At 51.9% G+C, this 15,655-nt stretch carries 14 protein-coding genes and 1 pseudogene; 7 read left to right on the forward strand and 8 right to left on the reverse strand.

Features of this window, described 5'->3' with window-relative positions; translation table 11 throughout:
• Positions 1-160: 160 nt before the first annotated feature.
• The gene (gene aceE / locus AAG834_RS02075) at positions 161-2,824 is read left to right on the forward strand and encodes a pyruvate dehydrogenase (acetyl-transferring), homodimeric type (protein ID WP_009311779.1); all 2,664 of its coding nucleotides are present in this window, start codon (positions 161-163) and stop codon (positions 2,822-2,824) included.
• Between the two features lie 24 nt (positions 2,825-2,848).
• On the opposite strand, the gene AAG834_RS02080 is transcribed toward aceE, so the two are convergent.
• Positions 2,849-3,064 (reverse strand): hypothetical protein, encoded by a 216-nt coding sequence (locus tag AAG834_RS02080; protein WP_029609844.1) that lies wholly within the window; start codon positions 3,062-3,064, stop codon positions 2,849-2,851.
• Here AAG834_RS02080 and aceF point away from each other — a divergent pair, their 5' ends adjacent.
• The 5 genes from aceF (at position 3,065) to AAG834_RS02105 (ending at position 9,145) form a co-directional block, all read left to right on the forward strand.
• Positions 3,065-4,678 carry a dihydrolipoyllysine-residue acetyltransferase gene (gene aceF, locus AAG834_RS02085; protein ID WP_342031106.1) on the forward strand — a complete coding sequence of 538 codons (1,614 nt, stop codon included), beginning with the start codon at positions 3,065-3,067 and terminating at the stop codon, positions 4,676-4,678.
• Between the two features lie 87 nt (positions 4,679-4,765).
• Positions 4,766-6,550: a dihydrolipoyl dehydrogenase gene (gene lpdA / locus AAG834_RS02090; protein WP_070774353.1), complete on the forward strand. Its 1,785-nt coding sequence runs from the start codon at positions 4,766-4,768 to the stop codon at positions 6,548-6,550.
• A 363-nt stretch (positions 6,551-6,913) separates the two neighbouring features.
• On the forward strand, positions 6,914-7,621 hold the full coding sequence (gene trmB, locus AAG834_RS02095) for a tRNA (guanosine(46)-N7)-methyltransferase TrmB (protein WP_003767951.1): 708 nt from the start codon (positions 6,914-6,916) through the stop codon (positions 7,619-7,621).
• A 19-nt stretch (positions 7,622-7,640) separates the two neighbouring features.
• Entirely contained in the window at positions 7,641-8,270 is a 630-nt protein-coding gene (locus AAG834_RS02100; protein WP_342031107.1) for a riboflavin synthase subunit alpha, read from the forward strand.
• Positions 8,271-8,278: 8 nt separating this feature from the next.
• Positions 8,279-9,145, forward strand: a complete 867-nt coding sequence (locus AAG834_RS02105) for an ATP-binding protein (protein WP_182096204.1) — start codon at positions 8,279-8,281, stop codon at positions 9,143-9,145.
• A 177-nt stretch (positions 9,146-9,322) separates the two neighbouring features.
• Here AAG834_RS02105 and AAG834_RS02110 read toward each other — a convergent pair whose 3' ends face one another.
• The gene (locus AAG834_RS02110) at positions 9,323-9,751 is read right to left on the reverse strand and encodes a Spy/CpxP family protein refolding chaperone (RefSeq protein ID WP_003767916.1); all 429 of its coding nucleotides are present in this window, start codon (positions 9,749-9,751) and stop codon (positions 9,323-9,325) included.
• 255 nt (positions 9,752-10,006) lie between these two features.
• On the opposite strand from AAG834_RS02110, the gene rpe reads away from it, so the two are divergent.
• On the forward strand, positions 10,007-10,690 hold the full coding sequence (gene rpe / locus AAG834_RS02115) for a ribulose-phosphate 3-epimerase (RefSeq protein WP_342031108.1): 684 nt from the start codon (positions 10,007-10,009) through the stop codon (positions 10,688-10,690).
• A gap of 316 nt (positions 10,691-11,006) precedes the next feature.
• On the opposite strand, the gene ruvB is transcribed toward rpe, so the two are convergent.
• The 6 genes and pseudogenes from ruvB to AAG834_RS02150 form a co-directional block, all read right to left on the reverse strand.
• A complete protein-coding gene (gene ruvB / locus AAG834_RS02125; protein WP_342031163.1) occupies positions 11,007-12,038 on the reverse strand; it encodes a Holliday junction branch migration DNA helicase RuvB in 1,032 nt (343 codons plus the stop codon).
• Between the two features lie 71 nt (positions 12,039-12,109).
• Positions 12,110-12,418 carry a hypothetical protein gene (locus AAG834_RS02130; protein ID WP_019270909.1) on the reverse strand — a complete coding sequence of 103 codons (309 nt, stop codon included), beginning with the start codon at positions 12,416-12,418 and terminating at the stop codon, positions 12,110-12,112.
• Between the two features lie 63 nt (positions 12,419-12,481).
• On the reverse strand, positions 12,482-13,120 hold the full coding sequence (locus AAG834_RS02135; protein WP_342031109.1) for a hypothetical protein: 639 nt from the start codon (positions 13,118-13,120) through the stop codon (positions 12,482-12,484).
• 10 nt (positions 13,121-13,130) lie between these two features.
• Entirely contained in the window at positions 13,131-14,366 is a 1,236-nt protein-coding gene (locus AAG834_RS02140) for a multifunctional CCA addition/repair protein (protein WP_342031164.1), read from the reverse strand.
• A gap of 43 nt (positions 14,367-14,409) precedes the next feature.
• Positions 14,410-14,532 (reverse strand): annotated as a pseudogene (locus tag AAG834_RS02145) (IS5/IS1182 family transposase); the annotation flags it as partial.
• A gap of 132 nt (positions 14,533-14,664) precedes the next feature.
• Positions 14,665-15,624, reverse strand: coding sequence for an SPFH domain-containing protein (locus AAG834_RS02150; RefSeq protein WP_003767900.1), 960 nt, complete (start codon positions 15,622-15,624; stop codon positions 14,665-14,667).
• Positions 15,625-15,655: the final 31 nt, after the last annotated feature.

The following is a 15,655-nucleotide window of genomic DNA, read 5'->3' on the forward strand; positions in this document are numbered from 1 at the left end:
CAATTTTATTTTTAATTAATTGATAATATTAGGGTAATTGTGGTTTTGCGTTTGATTTAATTTTAGGATTTTTCGTTTTTGTATATCAATTTTCGCAAACGAAAACATTAGGGGTATAACCCTCTGTCATTGAATAACACTCAACATAAGGATAGATACTATGTCCACCCAATTACACGATGTTGACCCGATTGAAACCCAAGAGTGGTTGGACGCGTTAAGCTCAGTTCTAGAATACGAAGGCAGCGAACGCGCACAATACTTGTTGGAGCATCTGGTTAAATACAGCCGCGACAAAGGCGTCCGTATGCCTCACGGCACAACCACCCCGTATTTGAATACCGTTTCGGTTGAAGACGAAAAAGGCATTCCGGGCGACCAAAACATCGAACACCGCATCCGTGCATTCGTGCGCTGGAACGCCGCCGCCATCGTATTGCGCGCCGGTAAAAAAGATTTGGAGCTGGGTGGTCATATTGCATCTTTCCAATCTGCAGCAACCATGTATGAAGTGGGTTTCAACCACTTCTGGAAAGCTAAAGGCGAAGGCGAAGAAGGTGATTTGGTATTCTTCCAAGGCCACGTTTCTCCAGGCATCTATGCCCGCGCTTTCGTTGAAGGCCGTCTGACTGAAGACCAACTGAACAATTTCCGTCAGGAAGTAGACGGACATGGTCTGCCTTCTTACCCGCATCCGCACTTGCTGCCTGATTTCTGGCAATTCCCGACCGTATCTATGGGTTTGGGTCCGATCATGGCGATTTACCAAGCCCGTTTCCTGAAATACTTGGAATCCCGCGGTCTGGCAAAAACCAAAGGCCGTAAAGTATGGTGTTTCTGCGGCGACGGTGAAATGGACGAACCTGAATCACAAGGCGCCATCGCATTGGCAGCACGCGAAGGTTTGGATAACCTGATTTTCGTCATCAACTGTAACCTGCAACGTTTGGACGGTCCTGTCCGCGGTAACGGTAAAATCATCCAAGAATTGGAAGGTAACTTTGCCGGCGCAGGCTGGAATGTTGTCAAAGTCATTTGGGGCCGCCGTTGGGACCGCCTCTTGGCAAAAGACAAAGACGGCATCCTGCGCAAACGCATGGAAGAATGTTTGGACGGCGACTACCAAACTTACAAATCCAAAGACGGTGCGTACGTGCGCGAACATTTCTTCAATACCCCTGAATTGAAAGCATTGGTTGCCGATATGACCGATGACGAAATTTGGGCATTGAACCGCGGTGGCCACGACCCTCAAAAAGTGTACAACGCTTATGACCGCGCAGCTAACCATGCAGACGGCAAACCTACCGTAATTTTGGCGAAAACCATTAAAGGTTATGGTATGGGTGCATCCGGTGAAGGTCAAAACGTTGCCCACCAAGCCAAAAAAATGGACAAAGCGTCTTTGAAACAATTCCGCGACCGCTTTGACATTCCGGTTACCGACGAGCAAATTGACAGCGGCGATCTGCCTTACCTGACTTTTGCTCCCGACAGCGAAGAGTACAAATACCTGCACGCACGCCGCGAAGCTTTGGGCGGCTACCTGCCTCAACGCAAGCCTACCCAAGAAGTTCTGGAAGTACCTGAGTTGTCAGCATTTGAGACTCAACTGAAATCCAGCGGCGACCGTGAATTCTCGACCACTATGGCATTTGTCCGCATTCTGTCTACTTTGTTGAAAGACAAAAAAATCGGCAAACGCGTCGTACCTATCGTTCCTGACGAAAGCCGTACCTTCGGTATGGAAGGCATGTTCCGCCAATACGGTATTTGGAATCCGAAAGGCCAACAATACACCCCGCAAGACAAAGACCAATTGATGTTCTATAAAGAGTCTGTTGACGGTCAAATCCTGCAAGAAGGTATTAACGAGCCAGGCGCGATGGCTGACTGGATTGCAGCGGCGACCAGCTATGCCAACAGCGACTTCGCGATGATTCCGTTCTACATTTACTATTCTATGTTCGGTTTCCAACGTGTCGGAGACTTGGCATGGGCTGCTGGCGATATGCACGCGCGCGGCTTCCTGTTGGGCGGTACTGCCGGCCGTACGACCTTGAACGGCGAAGGCCTGCAGCACGAAGACGGCCACAGCCATATTCAAGCCGATTTGATCCCGAACTGTGTAACATACGATCCGACCTTCCAATACGAAGTAGCCGTTATCGTACATGATGGCCTGCGCCGTATGTACGTCAACCATGAAGACGTGTTCTACTACATCACCTTGATGAACGAGAACTACACTCACCCGGATATGCCCGAAGGCGTGGAACAAGACATCCTGAAAGGTATGTACTTGCTGAAAGCCGGCGGTAAAGGCGACAAGAAAGTTCAATTGATGGGTTCCGGTACCATCCTGCAAGAAGTGATTGCCGGTGCCGAATTGCTGAAAGCCGACTTCGGCGTAGAAGCAGACATTTGGTCTTGCCCGTCCTTCAACTTGCTGCACCGCGATGCCATCGAAGTAGAACGTTTCAACCGCCTGCATCCGTTGGAAGCTGAAAAAGTACCTTTCGTTACCTCACAACTGCAAGGTCATGACGGTCCGGTTATCGCCGCTACCGACTATATCCGCAGCTATGCCGACCGTATCCGCGCGTACATCCCGAACGACTACCATGTCTTGGGTACCGATGGTTTCGGCCGTTCCGACAGCCGTGCCAACCTGCGCCGCTTCTTCGAAGTGGACCGCTACAACGTTGCCGTGGCAGCATTGAGCGCATTGGCAGAACAAGGCAAAGTCAGCAAAGAAACCGTTCAACAAGCCATCGAAAAATACGGCATCAATGCCGACGTGGCGCCAAGCTGGAAACGCTAATCCTGTTTTCAGACGACCTCAAAGTCAATTTGCTTGCGGGGTCGTCTGAATCAAGAATACGTTGACGGTTTGTATAACGGATAAACCTTGAATTACCGGGCTGCGGGCGTAAGTCGTGCAAAAGGTTCGAAGCGCAGAAAAGCTGTCTTGGAAATGGTTATCCGTGCCGGAAAACATAAGTGATGTCGTCTGAAACTGTTTTTCAGACGACCTCAAACCGAAATCATCAAAGGAACTCAAATGAGTATCGTAGAAATCAAAGTACCCGATATCGGCGGTCATGAAAACGTCGATATCATCGCAGTAGAAGTCAAAGCGGGCGACACCATCGCCGTTGACGACACCCTGATTACACTGGAAACCGACAAAGCCACTATGGACGTACCTGCCGATGCAGCAGGGGTTGTGAAAGAAGTGAAAGTCAAAGTCGGCGACAAAATCTCCGAAGGTGGCGTGATTCTGACTGTTGAAACCGGTGCTGCTGCTGCGGAAGCCGCTCCGGCTCCTGCCGCTGAAGCACAACCTGCGCCTGCCGCTGCACCCGCTGCCGCTCCTGCAGGCGGCGCAACCGTTAAAGTAGCCGTTCCTGATATTGGCGGTCATACTGATGTAGATGTAATCGCCGTTGAAGTTAAAGTTGGCGACACCGTTGCCGAAGACGACACGTTGATTACTCTGGAAACCGACAAAGCGACTATGGACGTACCTTGTACTGCCGCCGGTGTCGTTAAAGCCGTATTCCTGAAAGTCGGCGACAAAGTATCCGAAGGTACTGCCATTATCGAAGTGGAAACCGCCGGTTCTGCCGCCGCTCACGCTCCTTCTCAAGCCGCCGCCCCGGCAGCTGCACCTGCTCCGGCTGCCGCGCCTGCCGCCGCCCCGGCTCCTGTTGCCGCTCCTGCACCTGCCGCAGCCAAAATCGACGAAGCCGCTTTTGCCAAAGCACACGCCGGTCCTTCCGCACGCAAACTGGCGCGCGAATTGGGCGTGGATTTGGGTCAAGTCAAAGGTACCGGCTTGAAAGGCCGTATCATGGGCGACGACATTAAAGCCTTTGTGAAATCTGTGATGCAAGGCGGTGCGGCGAAACCTGCTGCTGCCGGCGCATCTTTGGGCGGCGGTCTGGACTTGCTGCCGTGGCCTAAAGTGGACTTCTCTAAATTCGGCAATGTCGAAGTTAAAGAGTTGTCCCGCATTAAGAAAATTTCCGGTCAAAACCTGTCCCGCAACTGGGTAGTTATCCCGCACGTTACCGTTCACGAAGAAGCGGACATGACCGAATTGGAAGAATTCCGCAAACAGCTGAACAAAGAATGGGAACGTGAAGGCGTGAAACTGTCCCCGTTGGCGTTCATCATCAAAGCCTCCGTTTCCGCGCTGAAAGCCTTCCCAGAGTTCAACGCTTCTTTGGACGGCGACAATCTGGTTCTGAAAAACTACTTCAACATCGGTTTCGCAGCTGATACGCCGAACGGTTTGGTTGTTCCCGTCATCAAAGACGTGGACCAAAAAGGTCTGAAAGAAATCAGCCAAGAGCTGACCGAATTGTCTAAAAAAGCCCGCGAAGGCAAGCTCAAACCGCAAGAAATGCAAGGCGCCTGCTTTACCATTTCCAGCTTGGGCGGTATCGGCGGTACAGGCTTCACTCCGATTGTGAATGCACCTGAAGTCGCTATTTTGGGCGTGTGCAAATCCCAAATCAAACCGGTTTGGAACGGCAAAGAGTTCGCTCCACGCCTGATGTGTCCGTTGAGCCTGTCCTTCGACCACCGCGTCATCGACGGTGCTGCCGGTATGCGCTTCACCGTATTCTTGGCGAACCTGTTGAAAGACTTCCGCCGCATTACCCTGTAATCCGAGCGTATTTCAGACGACCTTCGGCATACAACCCGACAGGTCGTCTGAAAATAGAAGTCCGAATATCATTCAGAAAGATTAGACATGAGCTTAGTTGAATTGAAAGTGCCCGACATTGGCGGACACGAAAATGTAGATATTATCGCGGTTGAAGTGAAAGTAGGCGACACCATCGCCGTTGACGATACCCTGATTACCCTGGAAACCGACAAAGCGACGATGGACGTGCCTGCCGAAGTTGCGGGCGTGGTCAAAGAAGTCAAAGTTAAAGTCGGCGACAAAATCTCCGAAGGCGGCTTGATTGTAGTCGTTGAAGCCGAAGGCGCGGCTGCCGCTCCTAAAGCCGAAGCACCTGCTGCTCCTGCGCAAGAAGCCCCTAAAGCTGCCGCTCCTGCACCGCAAGCGGCGCAATTCGGTGGTTCTGCCGATGCAGAGTACGACGTGGTCGTATTGGGTGGCGGCCCTGGCGGTTACTCCGCTGCATTTGCCGCAGCTGATGAAGGTCTGAAAGTTGCCATTGTCGAGCGTTACAAAACCTTGGGCGGCGTTTGCTTGAACGTTGGTTGTATCCCTTCCAAAGCCTTGTTGCACAACGCTGCCGTTATCGACGAAGTGCGCCACTTGGCTGCCAACGGCATCAAATACCCCGAGCCTGAACTCGACATCGACATGCTGCGCGGCTATAAAGACGGCGTGGTTTCCCGCCTGACTACCGGTTTGGCAGGCATGGCTAAAGGCCGTAAAGTGGACGTTATCCAAGGCGACGGTCAATTCTTGGATCCGCATCACTTGGAAGTGTCGCTGACTACCGGCGACGTGTACGAGCAGGCTACGCCTACTGGCGAGAAAAAAATCGTTGCGTTCAAAAACTGTATCATCGCAGCGGGCAGCCGCGTAACCAAGCTGCCGTTTATCCCTGAAGATCCGCGTATCATTGATTCCAGCGGCGCATTGGCTCTGAAAGAAGTACCGGGCAAACTGCTGATTATCGGCGGCGGTATCATCGGCCTCGAAATGGGTACGGTTTACAGCACGCTGGGTTCGCGCCTTGACGTCGTTGAGATGATGGACGGCCTGATGCAAGGGGCCGACCGCGATTTGGTGAAGGTATGGCAAAAACAAAACGAATACCGTTTTGACAACATCATGATCAACACCAAAACCGTCGCAGTCGAGCCCAAAGAAGACGGCGTTTACGTTACCTTCGAAGGTGCAAACGCGCCGAAAGAGCCGCAACGCTACGATGCCGTATTGGTTGCTGCCGGCCGTGCGCCTAACGGCAAACTCATCAGCGCCGAAAAAGCAGGCGTTGCTGTAACCGACCGCGGCTTCATCGAAGTCGACAAACAAATGCGTACCAATGTGCCGCACATCTACGCCATCGGCGACATCGTCGGTCAGCCTATGCTGGCGCACAAAGCCGTTCACGAAGGCCACGTTGCCGCTGAAAACTGTGCCGGACACAAAGCTTACTTCGATGCACGCGTGATTCCGGGCGTGGCTTACACCGCTCCCGAAGTGGCATGGGTTGGCGAAACCGAATTGTCTGCCAAAGCATCCGGCCGCAAAATTACCAAAGCCAACTTCCCGTGGGCTGCTTCCGGTCGCGCGATTGCCAACGGTTGCGATAACGGCTTCACCAAGCTGATTTTTGATGCCGAAACCGGCCGTATCATCGGCGGCGGTATCGTCGGTCCGAACGGCGGCGATATGATTGGCGAAATCTGCTTGGCCATCGAAATGGGCTGCGACGCTGAAGACATCGGCAAAACCATCCATCCGCACCCGACCTTGGGCGAATCCATCGGTATGGCTGCCGAAGTGGCGCTGGGTACTTGTACCGACCTGCCGGCTCAAAAGAAAAAATAAATGTATTCAGTCAGTTGAATTAAACTGCTGATATTGCATTTATCAGTCAAAGGTCGTCTGAATCTTTCAGACGACCTTTTCGTCAAACAGAATATTGTCAGTGATAGTGATTTCATTAACGATATAGTGGATGAACAAGAATGCGTGCCTAAGCTCCAAGTGAGCCATTTAGTCATGCTTTAAAACAGCAAGCAAACAAATTTGGCAGGATTGATACTGTCAGCGGCTTGGCTCATGTTTATTCATCAACGATAAAAACAAACCGTTTAACGGTTGACCCCATACATTCAGAGGTCGCCTGAAACCATATCGCAGATTTTCAGACGACCTTTCCCCAGTTTTATCAGATACAAGAAATGATTTATGAACGAAATAACTCCGGATTCCACCGTTCCTGAAGCGCACAAACGCTCCATCCGCAGCTTTGTGTTGCGTCAAGGGCATATGACTGCGGCGCAGCAGCGTGCCATTGATACGATGTGGCCGCAATTCGGCATCGATTACCAAGATTCCGTGTTGGACTTGAATCAGCGTTTCGGCAGCGACCGTCCCAAGGTGTTGGAAATCGGTTTCGGCATGGGTGTGGCGACTGTTGAAATTGCCAAGCGCCTGCCTGATACCGACTTTTTGGCGATTGATGTGCACGGTCCCGGCGTCGGCAACATCCTGAAATTGATTGAAGAAGAACACATCGGCAATATCCGCGTGATGCGGCACGATGCGGTCGAAGTGGTCGAAAATATGCTTTCAGACGACGTGCTCGACGGCATCCACATTTTCTTTCCTGACCCTTGGCACAAAAAACGCCATAACAAACGCCGCTTGGTACAAACGCCGTTTGTGCAGAAACTGCTGCCCAAGTTGAAAGTCGGCGGTTATATCCATCTGGCGACCGACTGGGAAGAGTACGCGCAGCAGATGCTGGAAGTGTTGAGCGGTTTTGACAATTTGCAAAATACCGCCGCCGATTACGCGCCTACGCCCGACTACCGTCCCGAAACGAAATTTGAAGCCCGCGGCAAACGTTTGGGGCACGGCGTTTGGGATTTGGTTTTCAAACGCATCAAATAAACCGATTGGAGAATCTCCTATGTTTACAGGTATCGTCCAAGGTGTCGGCGAAATCATTGCCATTCGAGAACCGTCCGCTGATTTCCGCACCCATGTCGTCAAGCTGCCCGATGAGATGACCGAGCATCTGCAAATCGGTGCATCCGTCGCCAACAACGGCTGCTGCCTGACCATTACCCAAATCGACGGCGATACGGTTAGCTTTGATTTGATGAAAGAAACCTTGGAAAAGACCAATTTGGGTCGTCTGAAAACGGGAGATGCCGTCAATCTCGAACGTGCCGCCCGTTTCGGCGATGAAATCGGCGGACACGTCATGAGCGGGCATATCATGATGACTACGCAGATTACGCGGATAGAGCGCAGCGAGTTTAACCGCACGGTATGGTTTGCTCTACCGCCCGAGCTCAAACCTTATATTTTGAGCAAAGGCTTTGTCGGCTTGGACGGTTGCAGCCTGACCATAGGCGACGTTACCGATACGGAATTCAATGTCCACCTGATTCCGGAAACTTTGACGCGCACTTTGTTTGGCAACCGGAAAGAGGGCGACGTCATCAATATCGAAATTGACCCGCAAACCCAAGCCGTTGTCGATACCGTAATGCGCGTGATGGCGCAGCAAAATCCTGCTATATCAGGACAATAGGAGCACATATGAAACTCGCCGCCTTTTTGCAAAAAGCCTATTCCGTTTTGGACCGTCTTGATTTGGTGTTGCCCGAAAAACCCGGTAAAACCGACTGGAACGCTTTGGCATACCGTTGGCACAGCGTCGGTAAAAAAGGGATTTTGGAGAGCCTGCCAAACCCGCATACATTCCCGCTTGACCGTCTGGCTGCCGTCGGGACGCAAACCGAAAGACTCAAACGCAATACCGAGCAGTTTTTGGCAGGCCGCTCCGCGAATAATGTTTTGATGAGCGGCTCGCGTGGAACGGGCAAATCCTCGCTGGTCAAAGCCCTGTTGCACGAATATGCCAAACAAGGGCTGCGTCTGATTGAAGTTGATAAGAGCGATTTGGTCAGCCTGCCCGCGCTGCTTTTTTTGCTGAAAGACCGTCCCGAAAAATTTATCGTATTCTGCGATGACCTGTCGTTTGAAACCGGCGATGAAACCTACAAAGCCCTAAAAACCGCATTGGACGGCGGTTTGTCGCAAAGATGCAGCAACGTATTGGTGTACGCGACCTCCAACCGGCGCCACCTGATGCCTGAATATATGGATGAAAATATCGGGACAACGGGCATACGCGGCGAAATTCATCAAAAAGAAGCTGTTGAGGAAAAAATTTCCCTGTCCGACCGTTTCGGTTTGTGGTTGAGTTTTTATCCGTTCGATCAAAACGACTACCTTCAAGCGGTTGAAAATTGGCTGGGCGACTTCGGCGTGGATTTTGATGAAACGGCACGCAAGGCGGCGTTGCAATGGGCGCAAATGCGCGGCAACCGCTCGGGGCGTTCGGCTTGGCAGTTTGCGTGCGATTGGGCAGGGCGTTTGCCGGAACAACGGGTTTTGGATTGAGTTTTTGTGAAATAGGTCTGCCGTACTGAAATCTGCGGGAGGATAAGGGTAGGGAAAGCTTTTTCCGGTTCAATTTCTTCCAATAGCATCGCTTTAAATCGCCATATTGTTTAAAAGGTCGTCTGAAACAGGATTTCAGACGACCTTTTTGTACGGATCAATCAGGAAAGCGATATGTCAGCGAAGGCAGGAAGAGAGCCAAATCTGGCGTTGGCGCGGATTGAGCAGGTGGTAGAAACGGTGTTGGATTTCCAATTCTTCCACGGCGAAGTCCATGCTCGACAAGTAGCGGGTTTCGACATAATCGCGGGCGTTGTTTTGATCGAAATTATCTGCCGCAAGGATTTTCATAATGACTTGGCGGCGGTTACGGTCTGTGCGGACGAGTTTACGGTATGCTTTGTCCGATGCCTGTTTGTAATCATTACGGATGCGACGCAAAGCATTGTGTTGGTCTTGCGTCAGATTAAGGGAGCGGATGTCGCAATTGGCTTGAAAATCGTCCAGCTTGATATATTGGGGGCCGGCGTGCGCTTGACCGACAGCCGTCAGCAGCGCAACCGATAATGCACAGAGGGGTAAATAAGATTTGAATCCGACAGACACAGCGTTTTCCTAGTTTCCGTAACCGCGCAAATATACCCGATTAGCGTGTGAAAGGCAGTATCCCTCCAGTTAACTTTTGTTAACTTCATATCTTTATTTTATTTCTGACAAAACATATCCTTAACCTATAATTATTTATGCATATGCTTACTTTTGTTAAATATTAATAATGCATAGTTAGTGTTGCGTGAGGCGTTGGTGGTAGAATATGAAAAATTATCCGTTTATCAAACCACACCATCCGACTGGATTTCTATGAACCACAATTTCCGTATTGCGCCCAGTATCTTATCCGCCGATTTTGCCCGTTTGGGTGAAGAAGTAACGAAAGTTATCGAAGCGGGAGCCGATTTGATTCATTTCGACGTGATGGACAATCATTATGTGCCGAATCTGACTTTCGGCCCTATGGTCTGCGCAGCGTTGAGGCCTTATGCCACCGTGCCGATTGATGTGCATCTGATGGTCGAACCTGTTGATGATCTGATTCAGGCATTTGCCAAAGCAGGGGCGTCGATTATCACGTTTCATCCCGAAGCCAGCCGCCATATCGACCGTAGCCTCAGTCTGATTAAAGATGCGGGCTGTCAGGCAGGATTGGTGTTGAATCCGGCCACTCCCGCCTACGTTTTGGAAAACGTATTGGACAGGCTGGACATGGTATTGTTGATGTCGGTCAACCCCGGATTCGGCGGACAAAGCTTCATCCCGCATACCCTTGAAAAAATCCGTCAAGTGCGGGCGATGTTGGATCAGTACGAAGCGCAAAGCGGACGGCACATCGCCATCGAAGTAGACGGCGGCATCAAAACCGACAATATCGCCGCCGTCGCGGCAGCGGGTGCCGATACTTTTGTGGCAGGTTCCGCCATCTTTGGCAAGCCGGACTATAAGGCGGTGATTGATGCCATGAGGAAAGAATTGGCTTCTGTGGCCTAATGTGCTGAACTGCTTGGCAAATCGTTTCCCAATTTTTATAGTGGATTAAATTTAAACCAGTACGGCGTTGCCTCGCCTTAGCTCAAAGAGAACGATTCTCTAAGGTGCTGAAGCACCAAGTGAATCGGTTCCGTACTATCTGTACTGTCTGCGGCTTCGCCGCCTTGTCCTGATTTAAATTTAATCCACTATACCATTTCGGGCTTGATTGCCTTGCTCTGCCTTGAAGCCTATCCGCACCAACTACGCCGATAACAAAAGGTCGTCTGAAAACCAAAAATCCGGTTTCAGACGACCTTTCTTCATTTCAATACGCTTATTTTTCCATTTTCAAGCCGAAGTGCAGGTAGGCGCGTTCGGTGGCTATTCTGCCGCGCGGGGTACGTTGCAGGAAGCCTTGTTGGATGAGGTAGGGTTCGATAACGTCTTCGATGGTGTCCGTGGATTCGCCGATGGCGGCGGCAACGTTGTCGAGGCCGACGGGACCGCCGCTGAATTTGTGCAGGATGGCTTCGAGGAATTTTCTGTCCATGACGTCCAAACCTTGTGCGTCCACATCCAGCATACTTAAAGCAGCATCGGCGACGGCGGCATCGATCACGCCGTTGTTTTTCACATCGGCAAAATCGCGTACTCGGCGCAGCAGGCGGTTGGCGATGCGGGGTGTACCGCGGCTGCGTTTGGCAACTTCCATTGCGCCTTCTTCGCCCATGTCGAGTTGCAGTAATTGGGCGGAACGGCTGACGATGGTGGCAAGGTCTTGATTTTGATAAAACTCCAAGCGGGCAACGATACCGAAGCGGTCGCGCAGAGGGTTGGTCAGCATACCTGCGCGAGTCGTTGCACCGACGAGCGTGAAGGGCGGCAGGTCGATTTTGACGGAACGGGCGGCAGGGCCTTCGCCTATCATGATGTCGAGTTGGTAGTCTTCGAGCGCAGGGTAGAGGATTTCTTCGACGACGGGGCTGAGGCGGTGGATTTCGTCGATGAACAATACGTCGTGCGGCTCGAGGTTGGTCAGAAGGGCGGCAAGGTCACCGGCGCGTTCGAGGACGGGGCCGCTGGTTTGACGCAGGTTGACGCCCAGCTCTTTGGCGATGATGTGCGCCAATGTGGTTTTGCCCAGTCCGGGCGGGCCGAAGAGCAGGGTGTGGTCTAGGGCTTCGCAGCGTTTTTTAGCGGCTTGGATGAAGATGGCGAGCTGTTCTTTGGCTTTGTCTTGCCCGATATAGTCGTCCAGCGTTTTAGGGCGCAGGGCGCGCTCGAGCAGCTCTTCCTGCGAGGAGATGCTTTGGGCGGTGATGATGCGCTGGGGCTGGGCGGCGGTCAGGTTGTCGGTTTGCAACATGGGTTTTCCGGTGGGTTCGGGGTCGTCTGAAAAGCGGTTTGCTGTTTTCAGACGACCTTTTTGAAAGGGATTCAGCCGCGTGTTTCGCGCCAAACGAGGTAATCGCGCAGGGGCGGCATGGGTGGGTTGATGCAGTGGGGACAGATGCCTGTGGTGTCTTCGTCGTCGCTGTCGATGTGGTAGGCGTTGGGATCGAAGCGCACTTGCTGCATCACCGCCTGCGCCAATGCCTGCGCCTGAACGACGTCGAAGGTGAATTTTTCGAGGATTTCGTTCAGCAGGCGGATTTCGCCTTCGCTGAATTCTACGCTGTGTTTGAGGATGAGGCGTTGGTAATCTTCGTTGTTGATTTTGGGCAATAAATCGGTTTGTAGGGTCATGGTTTTTATGTTTGGAACGGAATGGCTGAGAGGCAGATTATAGCGGATATGGCGGCGGCTGTTTCAAAGGTCGTCTGAAAGTTGACGGGCTTTAGCGGATGCTGGGATAAACCTGTTCAATTCAGTATTGATTATCTGAGCATCACGGCTGTCAAAAAAATCGCCGATAAGTATGGTTTTTTCCTGATAATCGAAAGACCATGCGCCTTGTTTGCATTTTTGGATATGTAAGATATTGGGGATATCGTTTTTCGGTTGTTTTATACCATTTTGGTAGTAGTTTTCGCCCGGGTACCTAGCTTTTCTTCCTCTTGCAACAGGAGCTTTGGGAATATTGTCACGAAACTGCCATTCGGAAATTTCTGATAGCGGAAAACTACGCCAACGTCCAATGGAGAACAAGGTGTAACCATGAGACAGGGTATGGTTACGGATCTTGATGTTTTCACGTACGAAAAGTTGCCAGAGAAGGCTGTAAACCAGTGAGCCGACTAGGTAGAAAGTAAAAAGTATATGGATAAGAATTATTATTGGATCAGTGAAATAATGCTCTTCAAGGTAAAACGGCGCGATGCATGTAATAGCAAAGGAAAATATAAGAAATAGAGCGGTAAAACCGATTTCCTGAGAGTCATGTACAACACGCGCAGACACAGTAATGCCATCAGGCGCGCGTTCGATTTTATAACGTGAAGATGTCATTAAGAGCTTCCTATTTTTCTGTCTTATACGCTTTTTGCAAAGGAGCAATTTCTGCCAACCGCGCCCGGTCGATTTCTTCGGCGATAAGGTGGGCTTTTTCCTGCGCGCGGCATTCGGCGGCGATTTTGCCTGAATCCACTTGGTTGGCGGCTTCGAGCAGGGCGAGCCAGTGCGCGCGCTGGGGGTAGGGGGCGTTTTCGCGATTCAGACGACCCTGTTTGTCGGCAACGCAGACGTTCAGGGCGGCGGCGAAGCGTTCGGGTCGTCTGAAAGCGTCGGTTTTTTTCAAAACGGTTAAGATGGTTTTGTTTTTGAATTGCCCGACTTGGTGGAACATGATGTGCCAGCGGCAGACAAGTTCGGCAAGCTCGGCGCAGTGTCTCGGCGCGCGCAGCTTCTGATTGACTTCGCGCACGGGTTCGACGCCTGCGAGGTCGTGTCCGTGGTGTTTGGGCAGGATTTCGGGCGGGGTTTTGGCTTTGCCCAAATCGTGCAGCAGGGCGGCGTAGCGTTCGGGTAGCGTCAGACCCATATCGGCGGCGCGTTGCAGCGTCATCAGGGTATGGATGCCGCTGTCGATTTCGGGATGATAGTCGGCGCGTTGTGGCACACCGAAGAGGGCATCGACTTCGGGCAGCAAGACTTTGAGTGCGCCGCATTCGCGCAATACTTCAATCATCTTTCGGGGATTTTTTTCCATCAAACCTTTCGCCAACTCCTGCCAGACGCGTTCGGCAACCAAAGCGTCCGCTTCGCCGTTTTCCACCATCTGCCGCATCAGCTTCATGGTTTCTTCGGCGATTTCAAAACCGTAGCGCGCGGCAAAGCGGGCGGTGCGCAGGATGCGGACGGGGTCTTCGGCAAAGGCGGGGGAAACGTGGCGCAAAATGCCCGCTGCCAAATCCTGTTGTCCGCCGAAGGGGTCGATGATGAGGTCGTCTGAATCCTGCGCCATCGCGTTGATGGTCAGGTCGCGGCGCATCAAATCCTGCTCCAGCGTAACGTCTTTGTCGGCGTGGAAACTGAAACCGGCATAGCCCTTGGCGGTTTTGCGTTCGGTACGGGCGAGGGCGTATTCTTCGTGGGTTTCGGGATGGAGGAACACGGGAAAATCTTTGCCGACCGGCTGGAAGCCTCGCGCCAGCATGGTTTGTGCGTCAGCGCCGACGACCACCCAGTCGCGGTCTTTAACGGGCAAACCTAAAAGATAATCGCGGACGGCGCCGCCGACGAGGTAGGTTTTGATGGTGTGTGTTTTCTGAGTCATTGAATTGGTCTTTGGTAACAATCAGAATGTATAGTGGATTAACTTTAAACCAGTACGGCGTTGCCTCGCCTTGCCGTACTATCTGTACTGTCTGCGGCTTCGTCGCCTTGTCCTGATTTAAATTTAATCCACTATATTGAAGCTTGGTCAGATGGGCATCCTGTCTGCCATCATGTGAATAAAGGTCGTCTGAAAAACGGTTTGGCGAAATCCGCTGTTTATGGTAGCGAAACGCGTTGCACTCGTTTTCAGACGACCTTGTGGCAAAACGTAAGGTTTATTTTGCCGCTTTGTTGCTGTCGATAATCTTCAGTCCGGCTGAAACCAGGCTGCCGATGTCGGCGACGTTGGCAGGCATAATCAGCGTGTTGCTTTCTTTTGCCAAATTGCTGAAGGCGGCGACATATTGCTCGGCAACTTTCAGGTTGACAGCTTCGGAACCGCCCTCTGAGCGGACTGCCTCGGCGATTTTGCGGATCGCGTCGGCGTTGGCTTCGGCAACCAGGCGCAGGGCTTCGGCTTCACCTTGTGCGCGGTTGATGCGGGCGATTTTTTCGCCGTTTGACGCGTTGATGGCAGCTTGCGCTTCACCTTCGGACTGTTGGATTTCCGCTTCGCGCTGACCGCTGGCAAGGTTGATTTGCTCGATTTTACGGCCTTCGGATTCGGCGATGCGGGCGCGTTTTTCACGTTCGGCGGTAATTTGCGCCTGCATGGAACGCAGGATTTCTTGCGGCGGAACCAAGTCTTTGATTTCGTAACGCAATACTTTCACACCCCATGCGCCTGCCGCTTCATCGAGCGCGGAAACGACGATGCTGTTGATTTCGTCGCGTTCTTCAAACGTTTTGTCCAATTCCATGCGGCCGATAACCGAACGCAGCGTGGTTTGGGCAAGCTGGGTAATCGCCATGATATAGTTGCTGGAGCCGTAAGAAGCGAGTTTCGGATCGGTTACTTGGAAGTAGATGATGCCGTCAACGGTAAGCTGGGTATTGTCGCGGGTGATGCAGACTTGGCTGGGAACGTCCAAAGGCACTTCTTTGAGCGAGTGGCGGTAGGCGACGCGGTCAACGAAAGGAATCAGAATGTTCAGACCGGCGGTCAGCGCGTTGTGAAATCTGCCGAGGCGTTCAACGACGTAAACTTCCTGCTGCGGCACGACGATAAAGGCTTTGAAGCCGAAAATTACAACGACAAGCAACAGGATGACGGGGAAGCTGTATAAAAATTCCATTGTTTTTTCCTTATGCGGTGAGAGCAAAGAT

The organism is Neisseria sp. Marseille-Q2251 (assembly GCF_940793045.1).
Classification (GTDB): domain Bacteria; phylum Pseudomonadota; class Gammaproteobacteria; order Burkholderiales; family Neisseriaceae; genus Neisseria.

What these genes read in the sequence shown, in the direction of transcription:
- trmB (WP_003767951.1), top strand. Translation starts at nt 6,914, where the DNA reads ATGAACGAAATAACTCCGGATTCCACCGTTCCTGAAGCGCACAAACGC.
- AAG834_RS02130 (WP_019270909.1), bottom strand. Translation starts at nt 12,418, where the DNA reads ATGACCCTACAAACCGATTTATTGCCCAAAATCAACAACGAAGATTAC.
- ruvB (WP_342031163.1), bottom strand. Translation starts at nt 12,038, where the DNA reads ATGTTGCAAACCGACAACCTGACCGCCGCCCAGCCCCAGCGCATCATC.
- AAG834_RS02135 (WP_342031109.1), bottom strand. Translation starts at nt 13,120, where the DNA reads ATGACATCTTCACGTTATAAAATCGAACGCGCGCCTGATGGCATTACT.
- aceF (WP_342031106.1), top strand. Translation starts at nt 3,065, where the DNA reads ATGAGTATCGTAGAAATCAAAGTACCCGATATCGGCGGTCATGAAAAC.
- AAG834_RS02100 (WP_342031107.1), top strand. Translation starts at nt 7,641, where the DNA reads ATGTTTACAGGTATCGTCCAAGGTGTCGGCGAAATCATTGCCATTCGA.
- AAG834_RS02150 (WP_003767900.1), bottom strand. Translation starts at nt 15,624, where the DNA reads ATGGAATTTTTATACAGCTTCCCCGTCATCCTGTTGCTTGTCGTTGTA.
- aceE (WP_009311779.1), top strand. Translation starts at nt 161, where the DNA reads ATGTCCACCCAATTACACGATGTTGACCCGATTGAAACCCAAGAGTGG.
- lpdA (WP_070774353.1), top strand. Translation starts at nt 4,766, where the DNA reads ATGAGCTTAGTTGAATTGAAAGTGCCCGACATTGGCGGACACGAAAAT.
- rpe (WP_342031108.1), top strand. Translation starts at nt 10,007, where the DNA reads ATGAACCACAATTTCCGTATTGCGCCCAGTATCTTATCCGCCGATTTT.
- AAG834_RS02105 (WP_182096204.1), top strand. Translation starts at nt 8,279, where the DNA reads ATGAAACTCGCCGCCTTTTTGCAAAAAGCCTATTCCGTTTTGGACCGT.